We start from the raw sequence: 21888 nt of genomic DNA, 5'->3' as shown, positions 1-21888 counted from the left end.
GACTTCACAAAAAACGGAATGATGTCGATAAATAAGAATATACGTTATTCGGTTTCGAACAGAGTGCCTTGCCGCTGTTTCAAGGATGATATACGCGGCTTTGTCGGAACACATCTTATAATCTCATGGACGAGGTGCATAATGGAAATTTCAACAATACTTGGTTTAATTTTTGGTCTAGTTGCAGTTATTTGGGGTATGATCCTCAAGCACGCTCCTCTTCACGCTTTAGCCACACCTGCTGCTTACGTTATTATCTTAGTGGGTACGGCAGCTTCCATCTTTATGGCCTTTCCGTTCTCGGAGGTCAAGAAGATTCCAAGTCTGTTTAAAATGATTTTTGTCAAAAAGAAATTAATCAGTAAATCCGAATTAATTACTATGTTCATGGAGTGGGCTTCTATTACACGGCGTGAAGGTCTGCTGGCTCTTGAGTCGAAAGTCGATGAAATAGAAGATAACTTCCTCAGAAATGGCATGCGGATGATTATTGATGGAAATGATCAGGATTTTGTCCGCGATGTTCTCATGGAGGACATCCACGCCACAGAGGATAGACATAAAGCAGGCGCACTCATTTTCTCACAAGCAGGTATGTATGCTCCTACACTTGGCGTACTCGGGGCCGTTATCGGACTTATAGCCGCTCTGGCTGATATGAGTGATATGAACAAATTGGCTGCAGCAATCGGGGCTGCCTTCATCGCAACACTACTCGGTATCTTTACAGGTTACGTATTATGGCATCCTATTGCCAATAAGCTAAAACGACTTTCCAAACGTGAAATTGAAGTTCGAATGATGATGGTCGAAGGTCTTTTGTCCATACAATCCGGTGTATCCACTATTGCCATCAATCAGAAGCTTGCTGTCTTCCTGACACCTTCGGAACGAGCTAAGTTAAATGATGAGAAGGAGAGTGGATCGGGTGAGCAAAAAGACTAGACGACACGAAGAGCATGAAGAACACGCCGATGAATCGTGGCTACTGCCTTATTCTGATCTTATGACCCTTCTGGTAGCCTTGTTCATCGTAATGTATTCTATGAGTGCAACGGATGCCAAAAAATTCGAAGAGATGAGTCAAGCCTTCAGTTCTGCTCTTAATGGCGGTACAGGTGTTCTTGAAGAGCGGGCGGCAATGCCATCTAAGAGTCAAGAGGATTTAGGAAAAAATGATCAAATGGATAAATCAGTAACCAAGAAAAATGAACAAACAGAAATGGCTAAGCTGCGGCAAAAGGAACAAGAGGATTTAGAGAAGCTTAAGAAGCAGTTTGATCAATATATCAGCAAGAACGGCCTTACCGATCTACTCAGTACTAAGCTCAATCAATCCCAGCTTATGATTACGATAAGTGATAACGCGTTGTTCGCATCCGGACAGGCAGTAGTTAAAGATGATTCTCGGCAATTAGCAAAGTCCATCTCAACCATGCTGCAGCAATTCCCGGATTATGACGTAGTCGTGCAAGGACATACCGATAATATCCCTATCTCTAATAGCGACTATTCTTCCAACTGGGACCTGAGCGCCGATCGCGCCCTTCAGTTCATGAAGATCTTGCTAACAAATACGAACCTGAATCCACGGAAATTTAGTGCGATTGGATACGGGGAATACCACCCCATTTCTGAAAATACAACAGCTGTTGGACGAAGTAAGAACCGCCGGGTTGAAGTATCCATTATTCGTAAATATCAAGAAACCAAAGAGTTCTCAGGTATTGCTCCTTCCGATGAATAATGGTTATCCTATTACAAACATAAAGAGCTGTCCCAAGGTCTTAGACCGATGGAACAGCTCTTTTTTGATACATTGTATTCAAATCTAGGCATTTCTAAGTTATAGAAGTTCGTAGTTCAGTGTAGCTCCAAGTTCTTGCTTCTCTTCAGCAGACAGCTCACGCCATTCTCCTGTTTGTAATGCCCCTAGACGAATATTCATAATCCGAATGCGTTGAAGCTTTCTAACCTCGTAGCCAAAAGCGCTGCACATACGGCGGATCTGACGATTCTTACCCTCCATCAAAATAATACGGAATACACGCTCTGTAATACGAGTGACCTCACAAGGTAGCGTCTTCTCACCTAATATCTTTACGCCGCTGGACATGCCGGTAATAAATGATGGCGTAATCGGTCTGTCTACAGTAACAACATACTCTTTTTCATGCCGACCTTCGGACCGTAAAATCTTGTTAACGATGTCCCCATCGTTGGTAAGCAAAATCAATCCTTCTGAATCCTTATCGAGTCGCCCAATCGGGAAGATTCGCTCATGATGACCTACAAAATCAACAATATTCCCCTTAATATGCTGCTCTGTAGTTGAAGTGATACCCACTGGCTTGTTTAACGCAATGTAAACCGTCTGGCTTGATGTTTCAAGCGCAACACCATCTATTCTCACATCATCGCCTGGAACGGCCTGACTGCCAAGCACAGCAGGTTCTCCGTTGATCGTAACTCTACCACCTTCCACCAGCTTATCTGCTTCACGGCGTGAACAGTACCCTGTCTCACTGATGAATTTATTAATTCTCACGTTGTCCTTCACTCCGTTCATCCTTAATATTAAGCCAAGGGGTATCCGTACCAGCTGCAGGCAGCTTGATCATAACAGTTGTCCCTTGACCCACTTCACTTTGTATTTCCAAATGACCCTTATGAGCCTGAATAATACGTTGGCTAATCATTAGCCCTAAGCCTGTTCCCGACTCCTTATTGGTGAAGAAGGGCTCACCCAGCTTAGGCAGCATATCCTTAGGAATTCCTTCGCCTTGATCTGAAATAAGAATGAAGACAGAATCCAAGGTATTTCTTAACTCCATTGAAATCACACCACCATCAGGCATAGCTTCAATAGCATTTTTGACGATGTTAATAAACACCTGCTTTAGCTGGTTCACTTCACAATGTACGGTGGATGGATATTCAGAGAATGTCGCACTAAACTGAATCCCAAACAAATGAGCTTGACTGTCTAATAGAGAAACCACATCACCAAGGATATCCCGCACATCTTTTTCCTGAAAATGAACAGCTTGAGGCTTGGCCAAAATCAAAAATTCACTTACGATCAGATTAATCCGCTCGAGCTCGGACAACATCAGTTCAATATGGAGGGGGACCAAAATCTGCTTTTCTTGTTGAAGCTGCAGAAATCCTTTTAGCGTCGTAAGAGGATTACGAATCTCATGAGCTACTCCCGCGGCTAATTGACCAACTGTAGTCAGCTTCTCAGAGCGTCTAAGCAGTTCCTCCATTCGGTTACGTTCCGTCATATCACGTGAGACGTGAATAAAGGAATGTGGATACCCGTCTTCATCACGAATCACTGAGGTACTAACACTAACTTCAACAATTGTTCCATCACGTTTAAGTCTTACCGTTTCAATTGGTGGTAGAACCGCACCACTCTTTAACGCATCAAGCCGCTCTTCCTCCTGCTTAAGCGCTGTCGCAGGCACAAGGTAAGGCTTATTCCCTAGCACCTCTTTGGCACTCCATCCATACAGTTCTTCGAAGGCTCTGTTCGTACTAGTAATTCGGCCGTCCATATCGATAGTATGTATCGCATCAGAGGTTCCATTAATGACTGATTCCAAATGCTCCTTAACTGCTCGGTTCTCTTCCAGTGTCTGTTTGAGTCGATTAGTGCGCTGCATGAGATGAGCCGTCATAGCGTTGATTCGTAGTGCCAGTTGCCCTAACTCATCCCGGCTAGTTACCTTAAGTGGAGGCTCGAATTTCCCTTTGGCTACATCGTTCACTTTGGCAAGTATCGCCTGAATAGGACGAGTAACAAATCCAGACAGTATGTAACTGCATAACAAGAATAATGTAAGTAATAACAGTGAAGTTGTCAGATTATTAATTAATTGTTCATGAACCACAGATGAAATCACGGAGTAATCCAAAACGACACCAATCACATAAGCTTTCAGTCCAGGAGATTGGATAGGGATGAAGCTTTTGAGCACTCTTTTTCCAAGCACTTTCGCCTCCAGTGTAACCGGCTTCTGCTTCTCCTGAGCCAATAGAATCGCTGTTCTATCCTGCTCCACATTACCATAAGTATAGGTGCCGTACTTAATGGGACGGTTACCAAGATTCTTATTCAATGTGTCAGTTCCGTCAGCCTTCATACTTGCTGAACCAAATGTTACTGGGTTAAATCCTGTGAGTTCTAAGATCCCTGGATTAGCTTCTTTAGTCTGCGCTGCGATTTGATCGGGATTGGTAATCTTGACATAGTCGCTGGCTGCAGTATTGAGAATAACAGGATTTATGATGTAGTTGCTCTCTTCATCATGGTAATATCCCCATTTTTCAATGAAATCAAGATTGTAGGTTGAATAATCAAAAGGGCCTGACCAAAAATGGTCCATGGCCTGCCCCTGACCCACGGATACCTCCTGATTATCGAACAACTCCAAAAAGGCCAGATACCAGTACCCCCAGTCCTTTGTGGACACCCCAATATCACTAGGTAGCGAAGACCTCGCTATTACAATATCGTTATCAGTCTTTACCAGAATTGAAATATTAGACACGCCCACCTTGGAAGTTAGGGCCTTAAGTTCTTCATTCGTCACATTCCTATAGTCGGGGTCCAGCTCCTCGGAGGCAAAGATAGCCGCCATCCTTAAATTATGCGCAATTTGATATTCTACATAGTTAGAGCTATAGTTACTTTGTTCTACAGAAACGGCCATTTGCATAGCGGTTAGTTGCATATTATTAATACTTTCATTCCGTAGATTATTTTGGGCGGCATAAAGGTTAAATGTCAGGTTCAGTGCTAAAATTAGCAACACCGCCCCAAAAATAATAGCAGATAGTTTTGTCTTTATGGACAAACTGTTTGTTCACCTCTTATCCACTGGTAAATCCTTGCGGGGCCTACAATAAACATCATACCTTTTGCCCTCACATTTGAAAAGACATTTCAATGTAGCGTTCCAATTCAAGAAATATTGAAATTCAAAAGGTCTTTCTCTACAATATACAAGTATAAATGCCTTCGGCGTCCTTATACGGACGGGGAGCATTTAAGCGCGAAATATAAGGACAAAGTATAGCGTGAAACTTATACTTTCTTATATTTTAAGAAACCATCCACAGCTTATGCACATATAAACATTTTATTATAAAACGATGTGTACAAAAATGTGTATAAGTAGGCGGTTATCCACAGAGTTATGCACATTTTGTTAAGAACGAATATTTGTTCGTTGTACAATGGATATAAAGGAAGGGAAGATGATCTTGAATATTAAAGCAGGTGAATCGCTAGATGATATGCGAGCGGTTCATGAACACTGGATGAGGCAGGCGATAGCAGAAGCCCGCAAGGCTGAAGCATTAGGGGAGGTTCCCATTGGGGCGGTCATCGTACGGCATGGTGAAATTATCGGACGTGGATACAATTTAAGAGAAACTACAATGGATTCTACAGCTCATGCAGAAATGGTTGCCATTCGTGAGGCCAGCAATGTCATGAACTCATGGCGACTGCTGGATTGCCAGCTGTATGTTACTTTAGAGCCTTGTCCTATGTGTGCGGGAGCGATTGTACAATCAAGAGTACCCCTCACTGTATATGGCACTCCTGATCCTAAGGCTGGATGTGCCGGGACCCTCATGAATTTGCTTGAAGAACCGCGTTTTAACCATCGCACCGAAGTGATTCAGGGGATTTTACAAGAAGAATGTGCAGACCTACTGACCTCATTCTTTCGTCGTTTACGTCAAAAACCATCGAAACAAGCATAAACGCCTTCGGCGTCCTTATAAGGACGGTAAGCGTTTAAGCGAGAAATATAAAACATAAAGTATAGGTGCTAAACTTATACTTTCTTATATTTAAAAAAAGGAGAGACCTGAAATGACCCTTACTTTATATCATACCTCACATGGTATCTATATTTCTCCTCTAGAGCTAAAGGATACAGAGAACTTACTGGAGCTGCGTTTGAATAATCGGTTAACACATGAACCATTTGAACCAAAACGCGATGAGCAATTCTACACTTTGGAGAGTCAACAACGGATCATCAATCAGCGTATTGAGGACGCCCTACTGGACAGAGCTTATATGTTCGGCATTTATCTGCTGGATGGACAGCTAATCGGTCAGATCACATTGTCCAACGTCTCACGAGGTATAGCACAATATGCTGATTTAGGATATTTAATGGATCATCGGATGCAAGGACAAGGTTATATGACAGCAGCAGTCGGATTAGTCCTTGGCTATGCGTTCCGGGCCTTAGGTCTACATAGAGTTCAAGCAGCTATTTTATTGCATAATGAAGCTTCCCGAAGAGTCCTGGAGAAGAGTGGGTTCAAACCTGAAGGGATTGCTCGTCAGTATCTTAAAATAAATGGACAGTGGCAGGATCACCAAACCTACGCAATCTTAACCGAAGATGTGCTGACTGAGGAACGGAAATAAGATTCTGCATTGTCGCAGGAAAGAGTGCTACTTTTTTTCCTAAAAAAAGACCCGCATGGGCGTATAATATACGCCTCATGCGGGTCTTAATCTTGCGAACTGGGATTAATAAGTTCCCATACCACCGAATTCTTCTCCAAGTTGATCCATTGTAATTACATCATCACCTTGAGGGATACCAATCTTGAATACCGGCTTCTCGTTGATCTTGCTGTATTGGCCCGTTCCATTTACTGAGAAGGCCACATTTGTGCCATCTTCCGGATCATTTACTTTAATATCCATCAATAAATCCTGATACACAGCGTATCCGTCCTTATTGATCGCAGTATTATAGTGGAACTGGTTGATGGTAAGGTACTTATCAAGATCAGCTAAGCCCTTATCTAATTCAGTTCTAGCTTCACCTGATGTCAGTTCTTCTTTAGCTTTAGCTAAATCTGCATCTTTAATCTGCAGCATATCCTTGTATTCTTCCTTGCTTACGATATCAATGATTTTAGGCAGGGCGTTATTCACCAAGATAGTGATTGCTTCTTTAACATTATCGTTAGTCACTTGGAACTGAACGACCTGTTTAGCTTCCACACCTTCTGGTAAATTAGCATCTTTGGGATCAATCTCGTTAAAATATTTTTCTTCGTCATATTCAGCTAGGACAGTGTCCACCACTTCAATAGACAGCTTCTGCATTTTCTGAGTATCCATCGTACTTGGGTTAAATTCTGCACCCTCCTGCTCTGCCAACGCCTTCAGATCAACCTCTACAAACTTATTGAGGATCGTCTCAGGAATCGGTACGAAAGGAATCGATGGAATCTTAACGTACAACTTCTCGGCAGTCATTACCATAGGAACATTAAAGCTCATGCTCATATCGCCCTTCAGATTCAGAATCATAGTTAGTTCTGTCTGCATTGGCTCTGCTTGATATACCCCATCAATGGTAATATCAGCATTCTTAAGCATACTAAGTACCTGTGTAGTCATTGCAGCAGATTCAGCGTCAGAAGTCTCGATCGTAAGATCGTTGATCGTGAATTTACTCTTCATCTCATAGGATGACATTGTAGTCGCTTTAGTAGCAGCTGATTTTAAGGCCTCTTTTGGCGCCTCCTGTTTACTTCCACATCCCGGCAGAATTACTGCTGCTGTAAGCAGCAATGCAGCGGCCGACAAACCCCACTTTTTGTTCATTATTGTTCTCCTCTCCCATTGTAAAGAAATCTCTCCCCCCCCTATGATAAACCATTTGTAAAAATCAAGAAACACTTCTTTAAAATTCTTAACGTTTTTATTTGTTAACCTTGTGGATTATGGTGGTCAACATGATTCGCTTGTTTCACCTTTTTAGAACCTGAAAGCGGTTCTGGTGCAGAAGAATTATGCTCCTTTCTACGCTCGCCATCGTTGGGCTGTGCCCCGGGAACTGGAATACTTTTTGGTTTTGACATTGTTCATTCCTCCTAAGGATTAGTTATACTCTGTAGAGCCTGAGCACATTCGTGAATTTGTCGTGAATACTGCTGTGCTAATAGCTGTACTGCATCACTATGCTCATCAATATGAATTCCACTCTGCTCCACATCAAGCAGATCAACAGCGACCTCCCTGCTATCTACATACCTGCAACGAAAATCAAGTGAGTACCCTTGACGTCCTGCTGCATTAAAATGAATAAGCAGACTATTCGGATCACCATCATCCGCTAGTACATTGAAACTATCCCCATCCTCCATTAACGCAGGCAGGCGTTCTTGCCAGGCCGAGACAAGATTATGCTGATCTACTCCCAATTGTCTGTCCATAATTATGATCATCCTCCTTCTCTAATACATTGCGGAGAAATCAATCTTTTTATTCTCAATGGAACTAGGTTCATCAAACAATAACTAAAACTGTACCAGTTCAAGCACAACAAAAAAACCGCCTCCAAAGGAGACGGTTTCTATCTGCTTATTTCTTAAAGTTCATAAAGGAATGGCGGAGAGGATGGGATTCGAACCCATGTGGGCTTGCACCCTAACGGTTTTCAAGACCGCCCCGTTATGACCGCTTCGGTACCTCTCCAAATGCATATAAATTTCACATGCATTAGTAATTGTATCATATGGTGCGGAGAAAAAGCAACTATTTTCTTAAATAGTTTTAGGTTGGATCGATTTTACATTGCGCATATACGGTTGTAGACATTCCGGAATCAGAACACTACCATCCTCTTGCTGATAATTCTCAAGAATTGCTGCAACAGTACGCCCAACAGCCAAAGCCGATCCGTTCAGTGTATGAACAAATTCAGGTTTGGATTTCGGATCTTTACGGAAACGAATATTTGCCCGACGCGCTTGGAAGTCCTCCGTATTTGAGCAAGAAGAGATCTCACGGTACATTCCACTCTCAGGCAGCCATACTTCCAAATCGTACGTCTTAGCCGATGTAAAGCCCATATCAGCTGTACATAGCCCAAGTACGCGATATGGCAATCCAAGAAGCTGCAGCACACGCTCAGCATCTGCTGTCATTTTTTCTAACTCCTCATAAGAGGATTCAGGTGTAGTAAGCTTCACCAGCTCTACCTTGTTGAATTGATGCTGACGGATCAGACCGCGAGTATCACGGCCAGCTGAACCCGCCTCAGAACGGAAACAAGAGCTGTATGCTACATGATACTTAGGTAGATCTGCTGCTGTCAAAATCTCTTCGCGATAGTAGTTGGTCACAGGTACTTCCGCTGTAGGAATCAAATAGTATTCAGTGTCACGTAACTTAAACAGATCTTCCTCAAACTTAGGAAGTTGCCCCGTTCCGTACAAGCTGTCTTTATTCACAATGTAAGGCGGCAGCATTTCTTCATAGTTATGCTCACCACTGTGCAGATCCATCATAAAGTTAATAAGCGCCCGCTCTAAGCGTGCTCCCAGTCCTTTATAAAAAACAAACCGAGATCCCGTAACCTTCGCTGCAGCTTCAAAATCAATAATATCGAGATGCTGCGCAAGCTCCCAATGTGATTTCGGAGTAAATCCGAATTCCTTTGGCTCCGACCAGCGACGCAATTCTACGTTATCATCCTCAGATTTACCAACTGGAACTGAATCATGAGGAATATTCGGAATACTCATAGTAAGTTCAGCAATCTGAACTTCCAATTCACGCACTTCGTCATCAAGCTCTTTAATTCGGTCAGATACCGTACGCATTTCTGCAATTAGGTCATCTGCTGGCTCACCATTCTTTTTCTTCTTCGCTACTTCACCAGATACCGTATTACGACGGTTCTTAAGACCTTCTGTTTCTTGCAGTAATTCACGTCTGCGTAGATCAAGTTGTGGAAAATCAGAAATTAAATCCAGTGATTTACCCCGTTTCTCTAAGGCTTGTTCAACTCGAGCGTAATCACTGCGTAATACTTTTACGTCTAACACAAAGTTTCCCTCCTGAAAACAGCCTAAACTCTTTCAAATTGCTGCTTACAGCTTTGAAAGAGTCAGAATGTTCTTATATGCGATTCTGTTGTTGCACTTGCCTAGTAGCCTCTACCATATCAGCAAAATATTGATGCAGTCTGAAATCATCGGTCAATTCTGGATGAAAAGAAGACACCAGCAGGTTACCCTCCCGTGCAGTTACAATCTCATCATTATAGACTGTAAGCACTTCTACACCGGGGCCTACCTCGTTGATAAGCGGTGCACGTATAAAAACAGCACGAACCGGCTCATCAATTCCTTTAACCTCCAGATCACATTCAAAGCTTTCCCGTTGACGACCGAATGCATTCCGAGCCACCGTAATATCCATTAGCTCCAAATGCCCTGGTTCGCCGCCGGCAATTTGTTTGGCCAGAACAATCATACCCGCGCATGTTCCAAAAATCGGCTTGCCCTGATTGGAGAAATCACGTATGGCTTCGATGAAGCCATATTTTCGCATCAGTTTACCGATCGTTGTACTCTCACCACCAGGAATAATTAGGCCATCAACCTCCTCAAGCTGCTCTACTCGCTTGATAGGTACGCCCACTGCTCCGGTCTTCTCTATACTAACAATATGCTCCGTAACTGCGCCTTGAAGCGCCAGCACTCCTATTTTCATCCGGGCAACCTTCTCTCTATTAACGGCCACGCTCCGACATACGTTCAGCCGGGGTTAGAGTTGCAATATCAATCCCCTTCATTGGTGCGCCAAGGTTCTTAGATACTTCTGCAATCAGTTTGTAATCAGTATAGTGTGTAGTGGCTTCAACGATCGCACGGGCAAATTTCTCAGGGTTGTCCGATTTAAAAATACCTGAGCCTACAAACACACCATCCGCACCTAGATGCATCATCAGGGCAGCATCGGCAGGAGTTGCTACACCGCCAGCAGCAAAGTTAACAACCGGCAGCTTACCAAGCTCATGCACTTCAAGCAGTAGCTCGTAAGGAACTCCCAGGTTCTTAGCTTCATTATATAGCTCATCCTTGGACAAATTAGTTACTTTGCGGATTTGACTATTGATAAAGCGCATATGACGCACTGCTTCAACAATGTTGCCTGTTCCTGGTTCACCTTTCGTACGGATCATGGATGCACCTTCGTTAATACGTCTCAAGGCTTCACCCAAGTCTTTAGCTCCACATACGAACGGAACAGTGAACTCACGTTTATTAATATGGAAGACTTCATCAGCAGGAGTAAGAACTTCACTCTCATCCAAATAGTCGACACCCAAGGATTCCAGAACCTTTGCTTCTACGTAATGGCCAATACGAGCCTTAGCCATAACAGGGATACTTACCACTTTGATAACTTCTTCTACAATTGTAGGATCGGCCATCCGTGCTACACCGCCAGCTGCGCGAATATCAGAAGGCACGCGTTCCAATGCCATAACAGCTACTGCACCCGCAGCCTCAGCAATTTTTGCTTGTTCTGCATTCATGACGTCCATAATGACGCCGCCTTTTTGCATTTCTGCCATGCCTCTTTTAACTCGCGATGTTCCAGTTTCCATGTCCTAGCCCCCCGAATGATCTATCTTAATCTAACTTGTAATTTTACCCCAATGAAGGGAAATATACAATCCACTTACTCGGATTTAACGCAATTTTCGATGCTAAATTCATTAGAACAAGTTCTTGATCCCTGTAAATAAATCGCCGAAGAAATCTCCAATGGCTCTAAGGAATAAACTGAACCAACCGGCTTTCTCCGCTTCTTCAGCAGTAATCAGATTAACTGTCTTCTGCTGAACATCAGACATGCCTTCAACTTGGTAGGAATAAGTAACCTTACCCACTTTAGCAGATTGTTCTATAGGAGCAACTAAGGTTGCTGGATCATTTATTTCAACGGTTGTTTTAATTTGAGGGGAGGTTGTTCCCTTAGGGACGATAAACGAAACAGCTTCATCCGTAACTACAGACACCTTTTTATTTTTCCCTTTAAGAACTGGCACGGTTTCGTTGCCGGCTATCACTGCTTTAGGGGCCACGACCTGTTTGATTTCAAAATTATTAAATCCGAAATCAAGTACTTTCTTCGTCTCTGTAAAACGGTGTGGCTCTGTATTAGCCCCCATTACTACACTTATCAGACGCATGCCATCACGTACAGCTGTACCTGCAAAACAATATTTTGCTCTAGCGGTATGGCCTGTTTTCAAACCATCCAATCCCTCATAAGCATAAGCCTTAAAATTCTGGATACTCTTGTTATCTTCCAACATCCAGTTAAAGTTAATCATTGGTGCGGTATCACGTTCACGGAACTTATACGACTGAACCGTTGTAAATCTATTAAAATCAGGATGATCAGTAACGATATATTTGGCAAGAATAGCAGCATCCATCGCTGACATTACGTTTTCTTTTTTATCAGTTGAGCGGAACTTCTTAGGCATGTCAGCTTTGTCTAATCCAGTAGAATTAACAAAATAGGCAGTTTTCATCCCCATCTTCTGGGCAGTCTGATTCATTAGCTCTACGAATTCCAATTCTGATCCGGAAACTAGTTCTGCCAAAGCTACTGTAGCATCATTTGCAGATCCGACAGCCATTGCTATATACAGCTCTTCAACCGTATGCTCGTCATTTTCCGCTAGAAAAATACGTGATCCAACCTGTTTAGACGCATTTTCCCCTACTATGACTTTTTGATCCCATGAAAGCTGTCCAGTCTTTACCGCTTCTGCTACAAGATACTCTGTCATCATCTTAGTCATACTAGCTGGAGGCAAAGCCTCATCTGCATTCATAGATAAAAGAATTTCACCTGTTGTTGGTTCTATTAGAACCGCTGATTTCAAATTTAGACCCAGTGATTCCACAGAAGGGATCTTTACTGCTTTCTGAGTCGTCTGAGTTGCAGTACCAGCTTGTATTGTCGTTGTCGTACCTTCCTCAGCGAATGCCGGAAGTGGAGTGGAAACTAACATATTTAAAAGTAGACCTACTGTGACTGTCTTAATCATAAATTGCTTACCGTTAAATTTCTGTTTGTGCTTCAATGATTACTACTCTCCTTTAAACCTCATATCAATAGCTTGTTCTATTCTAACACAGGGGTACACGCAAAAAAAGACAGACAGGACGAAATAGTCCTGTCTGTCCAAAAAATAGTCTTTCTAGTCCATTACACGGAATAGTTTGGCGCTTCTTTCGTAATTTGCACATCATGTGGATGGCTTTCGCGAAGTCCGGCACTTGTGATGCGAATGAAAGAAGTGTCATTCCGAAGTTCTTCGAGTGACTTGGTCCCACAGTAGCCCATACCCGAACGCAGTCCGCCAATCAATTGATGAACGGTATCCGAAAGAGGCCCTTTAAAAGCGATACGACCCTCAATTCCTTCAGGAACAAGCTTCTTATCGTCATCCTGGAAATAACGATCCTTACTACCTTGTTTCATGGCACTCATACTGCCCATACCACGATATACTTTAAATTTACGGCCTTGATAAAGCTCCGATTCTCCTGGGCTTTCTTCTGTACCCGCAAACATACTTCCCATCATTACTGCATGAGCACCAGCGGCAATAGCCTTAGTGATTTCACCGGAGTACTTGATTCCACCGTCAGCGATGATAGGAACTCCGTACTCACGAGCAACCGTTGCACAATCATAAATGGCTGTAACCTGCGGAACACCGATACCAGCGATAACTCGTGTTGTACAGATAGATCCAGGTCCAATACCTACTTTAACTACAGAAGCTCCAGCTTCAATAAGTTCACGGGTTGCTTCACCTGTAGCCACGTTACCAGCAACAATCGTAAGATCAGGATACAACTCACGAATTTGGCGAACCGCTTCAATAATATTAATGTGGTGACCATGTGCAGAATCGACGACGATCAAATCCACACCTGATTTCACTAACGCTGCAGTACGCTCGAATGTATCTTTAGAGATACCAACAGCTGCTCCAACCAGTAAGCGACCCTGTGCATCTTTCGCTCCGTTAGGGAACTGAATCGCCTTCTCAATATCTTTAATTGTGATTAGGCCCTTAAGAACGTTATTCTCGTCCACCAGCGGCAATTTCTCAATTTTATGACGTTGTAAGATGCCTTCTGCTTCTTGAAGTGTCGTACCTACAGCAGCAGTCACGAGATTCTCATGTGTCATAACTTCTTTGATTGGAATATTAAAGTCATGAATAAAACGTAAATCTCTATTAGTTAGAATACCGACCAGTTTGTTGTCACTGTCTACAATCGGTACTCCGGAAATACGATATTTACCCATCAGCAGTTCAGCATCGGATACCAGATGTTCTGCTGAAAGAGAGAATGGGTTAGTAATAACTCCGCTCTCAGAACGTTTTACACGATCCACTTCTTCCGCTTGCTGCTCTACAGGCATATTCTTGTGAATAATCCCGATACCACCCTCACGAGCAATAGCAATGGCCATAGCCGCTTCTGTGACTGTGTCCATACCTGCACTCATAAGCGGGATGTTCAACTTCACATTCTTACTTAGAACTGTAGTCAAATCTACTTCCTTCGGCAGTACCTCAGATTTACGCGGAACCAGCAGCACATCATCAAAAGTCAGACCTTCTTTACCAAACTTATCTTTCCACACCTGGGTCATTCCTCCTCGGTTGTTTTAAATTATACCCGCCTACAAACTTTATAAAAGAAGAACCTTCGACTTTAAGTCCATTCACGACAGACAACTCTGTACATCTGGAAGTTGAACAAGTTCATATCTTCAATTTAGGTTTGAGATGCTTATCCAAAAATATATTATTGCCATCTTAGCAAAGGGCATTTGGACTGTCAAGAACATTACATCATCAGAGTAGGTATTCAAAAAACGACTCACGCGTAAGCGAATTATTGGACTATTGTCCGCACAGAGTGGACATTTAGTGGTCAAATTATACAATCCACCATACCCATCACCAATGCTTACACCTATCTCTAATGTAGTATCTCAAAATAAACCCTAATGAATTCTTCAATAATACAACAAAAAAACCACTGTCGATTACTCAACAGTGGTCTTGCGTGCTTGGCAACGTCCTACTCTCCCAGGACCCTTCGGTCCAAGTACCATCGGCGCTGGAGGGCTTAACGGTCGTGTTCGGGATGGGTACGCGTGGAACCCCTCCGCTATCGCCACCAAACGGGCATTTACAGCGTAAATGCTCAGGCTTGATGCCTGAAAACTGAATCCGAATTGAATTTGCGTTTTAAGTATAGGATAAGCCCTCGACCGATTAGTATTGGTCAGCTCCATGCATTACTGCACTTCCACCTCCAACCTATCTACCTCGTCGTCTTCAAGGGGTCTTACTAATTGGGAAATCTCATCTTGAGGGGGGCTTCACGCTTAGATGCTTTCAGCGCTTATCCCGTCCGTACGTAGCTACCCAGCCATGCTCCTGGCGGAACAACTGGTGCACCAGCGGTACGTCCATCCCGGTCCTCTCGTACTAAGGACAGCTCCTCTCAAATTTCCTGCGCCCACGACAGATAGGGACCGAACTGTCTCACGACGTTCTGAACCCAGCTCGCGTACCGCTTTAATGGGCGAACAGCCCAACCCTTGGGACCTACTTCAGCCCCAGGATGCGATGAGCCGACATCGAGGTGCCAAACCTCCCCGTCGATGTGGACTCTTGGGGGAGATAAGCCTGTTATCCCCAGGGTAGCTTTTATCCGTTGAGCGATGGCCCTTCCATGCGGTACCACCGGATCACTAAGTCCGACTTTCGTCCCTGCTCGACTTGTAGGTCTCGCAGTCAAGCTCCCTTATGCCTTTGCACTCTTCGAATGATTTCCAACCATTCTGAGGGAACCTTGGAACGCCTCCGTTACTCTTTAGGAGGCGACCGCCCCAGTCAAACTGCCCGCCTGACACGGTCCCCGTACCCGGTAAGGGTACTAGGTTAGAACCTAGATACGATCAGGGTGGTATCCCAACGGCGCCTCCACCGAAGCTTGCGCTCCGATTTCTACGGCTCCCACCTATCCTGTACAGATCGTACCCAAATTCAATATCAAGCTGCAGTAAAGCTCCATGGGGTCTTTCCGTCTTGTCGCGGGTAACCTGCATCTTCACAGGTATTAAAATTTCACCGGATCTCTCGTTGAGACAGCGCCCAAGTCGTTACGCCATTCGTGCGGGTCAGAATTTACCTGACAAGGAATTTCGCTACCTTAGGACCGTTATAGTTACGGCCGCCGTTTACTGGGGCTTCGGTTCATAGCTTCGGGTTACCCCTAACCACTCCCCTTAACCTTCCAGCACCGGGCAGGCGTCAGCCCGTATACTTCGCCTTGCGGCTTCGCACAGACCTGTGTTTTTGCTAAACAGTCGCTTGGGCCTTTTCACTGCGGCCCCCTCGTGCTATTCACACTACCGGGGCACCCCTTCTCCCGAAGTTACGGGGTCATTTTGCCGAGTTCCTTAACGAGAGTTCTTCCGCGCGCCTTAGAATTCTCTTCTCGCCTACCTGTGTCGGTTTGCGGTACGGGCACCTTCTCCTGGCTAGAGGCTTTTCTTGGCAGTGTGAGATCATGACCTTCGCTACTGTAATTTTCGCTCCCCATCACAGCCCAGCCTTAATGATGTGCGGATTTGCCTACACATCAGCCTCACTGCTTAGACGGACATATCCATCAGTCCGCGTCACTACCCTCCTGCGTCACCCCATCGCTCATAGCGGATTACGGTGGTACAGTAATTTCAAACTGTTGTCCTTCGACTACGCCTTTCGGCCTCGCCTTAGGTCCCGACTTACCCTGAGCGGACGAGCCTTCCTCAGGAAACCTTGGGCTTTCGGCGGATCAGATTCTCACTGATCTTTTCGTTACTCATACCGGCATTCTCACTTGTATGCTGTCCAGCGCTCCTTACGGTACACCTTCAACCCACATACAACGCTCCCCTACCCCAGATACATACGTATCTAGCCATAGCTTCGGTGGTGTGTTTAGCCCCGTTACATTTTCGGCGCAGAGTCACTCGACCAGTGAGCTATTACGCACTCTTTCAATGGTGGCTGCTTCTAAGCCAACATCCTGGTTGTCTGTGCAACTCCACATCCTTTCCCACTTAACACACACTTGGGGACCTTAGCTGATGGTCTGGGCTGTTTCCCTTTTGACAATGGATCTTAGCACTCACTGTCTGACTCCCGGCAATAAGTATATGGCATTCGGAGTTTGACTGAGCTTGGTAATCCTTGCGGACCCCGCACCCAATCAGTGCTCTACCTCCACTACTCTTATACCGAGGCTAGCCCTAAAGCTATTTCGGGGAGAACCAGCTATCTCCGAGTTCGATTGGAATTTCTCCGCTACCCCCACCTCATCCCCGCATTTTTCAACATGCGTGGGTTCGGGCCTCCAGTGCGTGTTACCGCACCTTCACCCTGGACAGGGGTAGATCACACGGTTTCGGGTCTACGTCCACATACTAAATCGCCCTATTCAGACTCGCTTTCGCTGCGGCTCCGTCTTCTCGACTTAACCTTGCATGTTAAACGTAACTCGCCGGTTCATTCTACAAAAGGCACGCCATCACCCATAGATAGGGCTCTGACTTTTTGTAAGCACACGGTTTCAGGTTCTATTTCACTCCCCTTCCGGGGTGCTTTTCACCTTTCCCTCACGGTACTGTTTCACTATCGGTCGCCAGGTAGTATTTAGCCTTAGCAGATGGTCCTGCTGGATTCATACGGGGTTTCACGTGCCCCGCACTACTCGGGATCCGTCTCGGAGAGAACACAGTTTAGGTTACAGGGCTTTTACCTCTATCGCGGGCCTTTCCAGACCTCTTCACCTACCATATTCCTTTGTAACTCCATGTGAGACGTCCCACAACCCCTAAGAGCAAGCTCTTAGGTTTAGGCTGTTCCGCGTTCGCTCGCCGCTACTGACGGAATCACTATTGTTTTCTCTTCCTCAGGGTACTTAGATGTTTCAGTTCCCCTGGTCTGCCTCTACATCTCCTATGTGTTCAGAGATGAGTAACTGCGAATTACCACAGCTGGGTTTCCCCATTCGGACACCCCCGGATCAAAGCTTGCTTACAGCTCCCCGAGGCAGTTTCGTTGTTCGCCACGTCCTTCGTCGGCTCCTGGCGCCTAGGCATCCTCCGTGTGCTCTTATTAGCTTAACCTTGATTTTTCCTCAGGAAAATATCACATAATGACATTCTCTTTGGAATCATCTCACTAATAACATTTACTTGTTTACACAAGTTGCTAAAAGATGTTCTAAAACGCAAATTCGTTTCGGTATCCAGTTTTCAAGGATCAAGTCTTACTGAGAGCTTAAACTCTCAAAACTGAGCAACGAGTGAGTAACAGGCCTAAACCTGAGATTTTGGAAGTTTAACTTCCGATTTGAATGTCTTCATTGCAGAAGACGATTCTCCATAGAAAGGAGGTGATCCAGCCGCACCTTCCGATACGGCTACCTTGTTACGACTTCACCCCAATCATCTACCCCACCTTCGGCGGCTGGCTCCCTTGCGGGTTACCCCACCGACTTCGGGTGTTGTAAACTCTCGTGGTGTGACGGGCGGTGTGTACAAGACCCGGGAACGTATTCACCGCGGCATGCTGATCCGCGATTACTAGCAATTCCGACTTCATGCAGGCGAGTTGCAGCCTGCAATCCGAACTGAGACCGGCTTTGATGGGATTGGCTTCACCTCGCGGTTTCGCTTCCCGTTGTACCGGCCATTGTAGTACGTGTGTAGCCCAGGTCATAAGGGGCATGATGATTTGACGTCATCCCCACCTTCCTCCGGTTTGTCACCGGCAGTCACTCTAGAGTGCCCAACATTACTTGCTGGCAACTAAAGTTAAGGGTTGCGCTCGTTGCGGGACTTAACCCAACATCTCACGACACGAGCTGACGACAACCATGCACCACCTGTCTCCTCTGTCCCGAAGGCCGCCACTATCTCTAGTGGATTCAGAGGGATGTCAAGACCTGGTAAGGTTCTTCGCGTTGCTTCGAATTAAACCACATACTCCACTGCTTGTGCGGGTCCCCGTCAATTCCTTTGAGTTTCAGTCTTGCGACCGTACTCCCCAGGCGGAGTGCTTACTGTGTTAACTTCGGCACCAAGGGTATCGAAACCCCTAACACCTAGCACTCATCGTTTACGGCGTGGACTACCAGGGTATCTAATCCTGTTTGCTCCCCACGCTTTCGCGCCTCAGCGTCAGTTACAGCCCAGAAAGTCGCCTTCGCCACTGGTGTTCCTCCACATATCTACGCATTTCACCGCTACACGTGGAATTCCACTTTCCTCTTCTGTACTCAAGTCACCCAGTTTCCAGTGCGACCTCAGGTTGAGCCCAAGGTTTAAACACCAGACTTAAATGACCGCCTGCGCGCGCTTTACGCCCAATAATTCCGGACAACGCTTGCCCCCTACGTATTACCGCGGCTGCTGGCACGTAGTTAGCCGGGGCTTTCTTCTCAGGTACCGTCACTCCGGTAGCAGTTACTCTACCGGACGTTCTTCCCTGGCAACAGAGCTTTACGATCCGAAAACCTTCATCACTCACGCGGCGTTGCTCCGTCAGACTTTCGTCCATTGCGGAAGATTCCCTACTGCTGCCTCCCGTAGGAGTCTGGGCCGTGTCTCAGTCCCAGTGTGGCCGTTCACCCTCTCAGGTCGGCTACGCATCGTCGCCTTGGTGGGCCGTTACCCCACCAACTAGCTAATGCGCCGCAGGCCCATCCCTCAGTGACAGATTGCTCCGTCTTTCATTCTTTCTTCAGGAGAAAAAAGAAATTATCCGGTATTAGCTACCGTTTCCGGTAGTTATCCCAGTCTAAGGGGCAGGTTGCCTACGTGTTACTCACCCGTCCGCCGCTAAGTTATCTTGAAAGCAAGCTTTCAAGATAACTCCGCTCGACTTGCATGTATTAGGCACGCCGCCAGCGTTCGTCCTGAGCCAGGATCAAACTCTCCAATTAGTATTGAAAAGAGCGATATGCTCATTTTGAAACATCTGACGAGAAAATTAATTCTCACGATGAAATTTCAAAAGCGTAAAATACGCTGTGAAACTCATCAGTTTCGGATTTCACTTTCGTGATTTCCTACTCACTCGTTGTTCAGTTTTCAAAGATCAAGTTCTCGTTGGCGCCGTTTAATGTCTCAGCAGCAACTCTTATACTATATCATGTTCGGCCGTTTAATGTCAAGCTCTTTTTTTAACTTCTTTTTCGAGCTCGGCATGTGTGTTTCTTGGCCGGACTTAGAATATATCATGTATAGAGATTCATTGCAACACTTTTTTTCAAACAAATTAGGATTAAGCTATATATCCTCATAACGATACCAGAATCTTTACCTTTTGATCAACAGTAGCCAAGGAGAACCGCCGCTAGACAGCTCCCCTGTGCTCATTGTTGTATAAATACTATTCGTTTGTACGGTTACGCATATGCGGGAATAGCAGTACGTCACGAATAGATGCAGAATTGGTAAGCAACATGATCAAACGGTCTACACCGATTCCCAGTCCACCTGTAGGAGGCATACCATATTCCAAAGCACGGATAAAGTCATCGTCCATTTCATGAGCTTCGTCATTACCTTGCTCTTTCTCCTGGATTTGTGCTTCAAAGCGTTGACGCTGGTCGATCGGATCATTCAATTCACTAAATGCATTCGCATGTTCACGACCCACAATAAACAATTCAAAACGATCGGTGAAGCGTGGATCCTCATCATTTTTCTTCGCAAGTGGTGAGATTTCAACCGGATGTCCCATTACAAAGGTAGGCTGAATCAGAGTTTCCTCTACAAATTGCTCGAAGAAAGCATTAAGGATATGACCGAAAGACATGTGCTTCTCTACAGGTACACGGTGCTCTTTTGCCAGAGCCTGTGCTTCCTCATCTGTCATATGAACACTGAAATCAACACCGGTTACTTCTTTAACGGCATCAACCATAGTTACACGACGCCATCCTGGTGACAGATCTACCGGCTTGCCTTGATAGTCGACCTGTTGAGTTCCTAATACCTCTTGGGCAATATGAGCGATCATATTCTCCGTAAGGTTCATGATGTCCTTGTAATCAGCATAAGCTTCATACAGCTCAATCATAGTAAACTCAGGATTGTGACGAGTCGAAATTCCTTCATTACGGTATACACGACCGATTTCGTATACTTTTTCCAGTCCACCAACAATAAGACGTTTCAAATGAAGCTCAATAGCAATACGCATATAAAGCTGCATTTCAAGTGTGTTGTGGTAAGTAATGAACGGACGCGCTGCAGCTCCACCGGCAATCGCATGAAGTGTAGGTGTCTCAACTTCAAGATAGCCAAGTGAATCCAAATAACGACGCATAGATTGAATGATTCTTGAACGAGCAATAAAGGTCTGTTGAACTTCCGGATTAATAATCAAATCAACATAGCGCTGACGATAACGCAGCTCTACATCTTTAAGACCATGATATTTCTCAGGAAGCGGCAACAAGGACTTGGACAAGACTTCGAGATTATGCACTTTGATGGAGGTCTCGCCTGTTTTGGTTTTGAATACTGTTCCGCGAACGCCGATGATGTCTCCTAGATCAAGAACATTGAACGCTGCGTATTGCGTTTCAGGAATGCTGTCTTGACGAACATAAAGCTGAATTCTTCCACTGAGATCTTGGATATGCGCAAAACTGGCTTTACCCATAACACGTTTTGCCATAATGCGACCCGCTATGCTGACTTCAACAGATAGCTCGTCCAATTCTTCTTTAGAAAGTCCATCATACTTCGATACTAGGTCGCCAGCGTTAGCTGTACGCTCATACTTTTTACCGAAAGGATCGATACCAAGTCCTCTTAGCTCGTCCAATTTGGCACGGCGGATTTGCAAAAGCTCACTAAGTTCGTTCTCTGCATTCTCCACATTATTCATTTCCTCGGTCATGCTATTCATCCCC

General features: G+C 45.0%; 15 protein-coding genes, 1 tRNA gene and 3 rRNA genes. 4 read left to right on the top strand and 15 right to left on the bottom strand.

All coding sequences use genetic code 11. The annotated features are described in order from the left end of the window. Positions 1 to 141 precede the first annotated feature (141 nt). Both motA and motB read left to right on the top strand, forming a co-directional pair. Entirely contained in the window at positions 142 to 945 is an 804-nt protein-coding gene (gene motA / locus NST34_RS00515; RefSeq protein ID WP_076286892.1) for a flagellar motor stator protein MotA, read from the top strand. Next, positions 929 to 1747 carry a flagellar motor protein MotB gene (motB, locus tag NST34_RS00510; RefSeq protein WP_042183946.1) on the top strand — a complete coding sequence of 273 codons (819 nt, stop codon included), beginning with the start codon at positions 929 to 931 and terminating at the stop codon, positions 1745 to 1747. The genes motA and motB overlap by 17 nt, the downstream gene beginning before the upstream one ends. 99 nt (positions 1748 to 1846) lie before the next feature. Here motB and rluF read toward each other — a convergent pair whose 3' ends face one another. Both rluF and NST34_RS00500 read right to left on the bottom strand, forming a co-directional pair. Then, positions 1847 to 2548, bottom strand: a complete 702-nt coding sequence (rluF, locus tag NST34_RS00505; RefSeq protein ID WP_341129490.1) for a 23S rRNA pseudouridine(2604) synthase RluF — start codon at positions 2546 to 2548, stop codon at positions 1847 to 1849. Next, positions 2538 to 4865, bottom strand: coding sequence for an ATP-binding protein (locus tag NST34_RS00500; RefSeq protein WP_341126936.1), 2328 nt, complete (start codon positions 4863 to 4865; stop codon positions 2538 to 2540). Before NST34_RS00500 ends, rluF begins: the two co-directional genes overlap by 11 nt. A 442-nt stretch (positions 4866 to 5307) precedes the next feature. On the opposite strand from NST34_RS00500, the gene tadA reads away from it, so the two are divergent. Beyond that, complete coding sequence (tadA, locus tag NST34_RS00495; RefSeq protein ID WP_218641875.1) at positions 5308 to 5781, top strand: tRNA adenosine(34) deaminase TadA; 474 nt, start codon at positions 5308 to 5310, stop codon at positions 5779 to 5781. 112 nt (positions 5782 to 5893) lie between these two features. After that, positions 5894 to 6463: a GNAT family N-acetyltransferase gene (locus NST34_RS00490; RefSeq protein ID WP_341126935.1), complete on the top strand. Its 570-nt coding sequence runs from the start codon at positions 5894 to 5896 to the stop codon at positions 6461 to 6463. Positions 6464 to 6568: 105 nt separating this feature from the next. Here the strand turns inward: NST34_RS00490 and NST34_RS00485 are convergent, their stop codons facing one another. The 13 genes from NST34_RS00485 to lysS form a co-directional block, all read right to left on the bottom strand. After that, positions 6569 to 7660 carry a hypothetical protein gene (locus NST34_RS00485; RefSeq protein ID WP_341126934.1) on the bottom strand — a complete coding sequence of 364 codons (1092 nt, stop codon included), beginning with the start codon at positions 7658 to 7660 and terminating at the stop codon, positions 6569 to 6571. Between the two features lie 104 nt (positions 7661 to 7764). After that, on the bottom strand, positions 7765 to 7917 hold the full coding sequence (locus NST34_RS00480; RefSeq protein ID WP_060623882.1) for a small acid-soluble spore protein P: 153 nt from the start codon (positions 7915 to 7917) through the stop codon (positions 7765 to 7767). A gap of 12 nt (positions 7918 to 7929) precedes the next feature. Then, the gene (locus NST34_RS00475) at positions 7930 to 8271 is read right to left on the bottom strand and encodes a hypothetical protein (RefSeq protein ID WP_341050952.1); all 342 of its coding nucleotides are present in this window, start codon (positions 8269 to 8271) and stop codon (positions 7930 to 7932) included. Between the two features lie 173 nt (positions 8272 to 8444). Further along, positions 8445 to 8533: transfer RNA gene (locus NST34_RS00470), tRNA-Ser, on the bottom strand. A 68-nt stretch (positions 8534 to 8601) separates the two neighbouring features. Continuing rightward, positions 8602 to 9888, bottom strand: a complete 1287-nt coding sequence (gene serS / locus NST34_RS00465) for a serine--tRNA ligase (protein ID WP_341126933.1) — start codon at positions 9886 to 9888, stop codon at positions 8602 to 8604. A 73-nt stretch (positions 9889 to 9961) separates the two neighbouring features. Further along, the gene (pdxT, locus tag NST34_RS00460; protein WP_076286886.1) at positions 9962 to 10558 is read right to left on the bottom strand and encodes a pyridoxal 5'-phosphate synthase glutaminase subunit PdxT; all 597 of its coding nucleotides are present in this window, start codon (positions 10556 to 10558) and stop codon (positions 9962 to 9964) included. Positions 10559 to 10577: 19 nt separating this feature from the next. After that, on the bottom strand, positions 10578 to 11459 hold the full coding sequence (gene pdxS / locus NST34_RS00455; RefSeq protein WP_042123186.1) for a pyridoxal 5'-phosphate synthase lyase subunit PdxS: 882 nt from the start codon (positions 11457 to 11459) through the stop codon (positions 10578 to 10580). Positions 11460 to 11570: 111 nt separating this feature from the next. Then, positions 11571 to 12917, bottom strand: coding sequence for a D-alanyl-D-alanine carboxypeptidase family protein (locus NST34_RS00450; protein ID WP_341129489.1), 1347 nt, complete (start codon positions 12915 to 12917; stop codon positions 11571 to 11573). Positions 12918 to 13078: 161 nt separating this feature from the next. Continuing rightward, positions 13079 to 14536 (bottom strand): IMP dehydrogenase, encoded by a 1458-nt coding sequence (gene guaB / locus NST34_RS00445; protein WP_149647701.1) that lies wholly within the window; start codon positions 14534 to 14536, stop codon positions 13079 to 13081. A gap of 430 nt (positions 14537 to 14966) precedes the next feature. After that, positions 14967 to 15083, bottom strand: a 5S ribosomal RNA gene (gene rrf, locus NST34_RS00440). Between the two features lie 73 nt (positions 15084 to 15156). Next, positions 15157 to 18085, bottom strand: a 23S ribosomal RNA gene (locus NST34_RS00435). A gap of 262 nt (positions 18086 to 18347) precedes the next feature. Continuing rightward, a 16S ribosomal RNA gene (locus NST34_RS00430) occupies positions 18348 to 19905 on the bottom strand. The 16S, 23S and 5S rRNA genes sit together here, the layout of an rRNA operon. Positions 19906 to 20354: 449 nt before the next feature. Further along, entirely contained in the window at positions 20355 to 21875 is a 1521-nt protein-coding gene (gene lysS, locus NST34_RS00425; RefSeq protein WP_179085871.1) for a lysine--tRNA ligase, read from the bottom strand. Positions 21876 to 21888: the final 13 nt, after the last annotated feature.

Origin of the sequence: Paenibacillus sp. FSL H7-0714 (assembly GCF_038003765.1) — a bacterium.
Classification (GTDB): domain Bacteria; phylum Bacillota; class Bacilli; order Paenibacillales; family Paenibacillaceae; genus Paenibacillus_AQ.
Note: the sequence above shows the minus strand (reverse complement) of the source record. Positions and strands in the feature narration are given on the sequence as shown.

What these genes read in the sequence shown, in the direction of transcription:
- motA (WP_076286892.1), top strand. Translation starts at nt 142, where the DNA reads ATGGAAATTTCAACAATACTTGGTTTAATTTTTGGTCTAGTTGCAGTT.
- NST34_RS00450 (WP_341129489.1), bottom strand. Translation starts at nt 12,917, where the DNA reads ATGATTAAGACAGTCACAGTAGGTCTACTTTTAAATATGTTAGTTTCC.
- NST34_RS00490 (WP_341126935.1), top strand. Translation starts at nt 5,894, where the DNA reads ATGACCCTTACTTTATATCATACCTCACATGGTATCTATATTTCTCCT.
- lysS (WP_179085871.1), bottom strand. Translation starts at nt 21,875, where the DNA reads ATGACCGAGGAAATGAATAATGTGGAGAATGCAGAGAACGAACTTAGT.
- NST34_RS00475 (WP_341050952.1), bottom strand. Translation starts at nt 8,271, where the DNA reads ATGGACAGACAATTGGGAGTAGATCAGCATAATCTTGTCTCGGCCTGG.
- NST34_RS00480 (WP_060623882.1), bottom strand. Translation starts at nt 7,917, where the DNA reads ATGTCAAAACCAAAAAGTATTCCAGTTCCCGGGGCACAGCCCAACGAT.
- pdxT (WP_076286886.1), bottom strand. Translation starts at nt 10,558, where the DNA reads ATGAAAATAGGAGTGCTGGCGCTTCAAGGCGCAGTTACGGAGCATATT.
- NST34_RS00485 (WP_341126934.1), bottom strand. Translation starts at nt 7,660, where the DNA reads ATGAACAAAAAGTGGGGTTTGTCGGCCGCTGCATTGCTGCTTACAGCA.
- tadA (WP_218641875.1), top strand. Translation starts at nt 5,308, where the DNA reads ATGCGAGCGGTTCATGAACACTGGATGAGGCAGGCGATAGCAGAAGCC.
- pdxS (WP_042123186.1), bottom strand. Translation starts at nt 11,459, where the DNA reads ATGGAAACTGGAACATCGCGAGTTAAAAGAGGCATGGCAGAAATGCAA.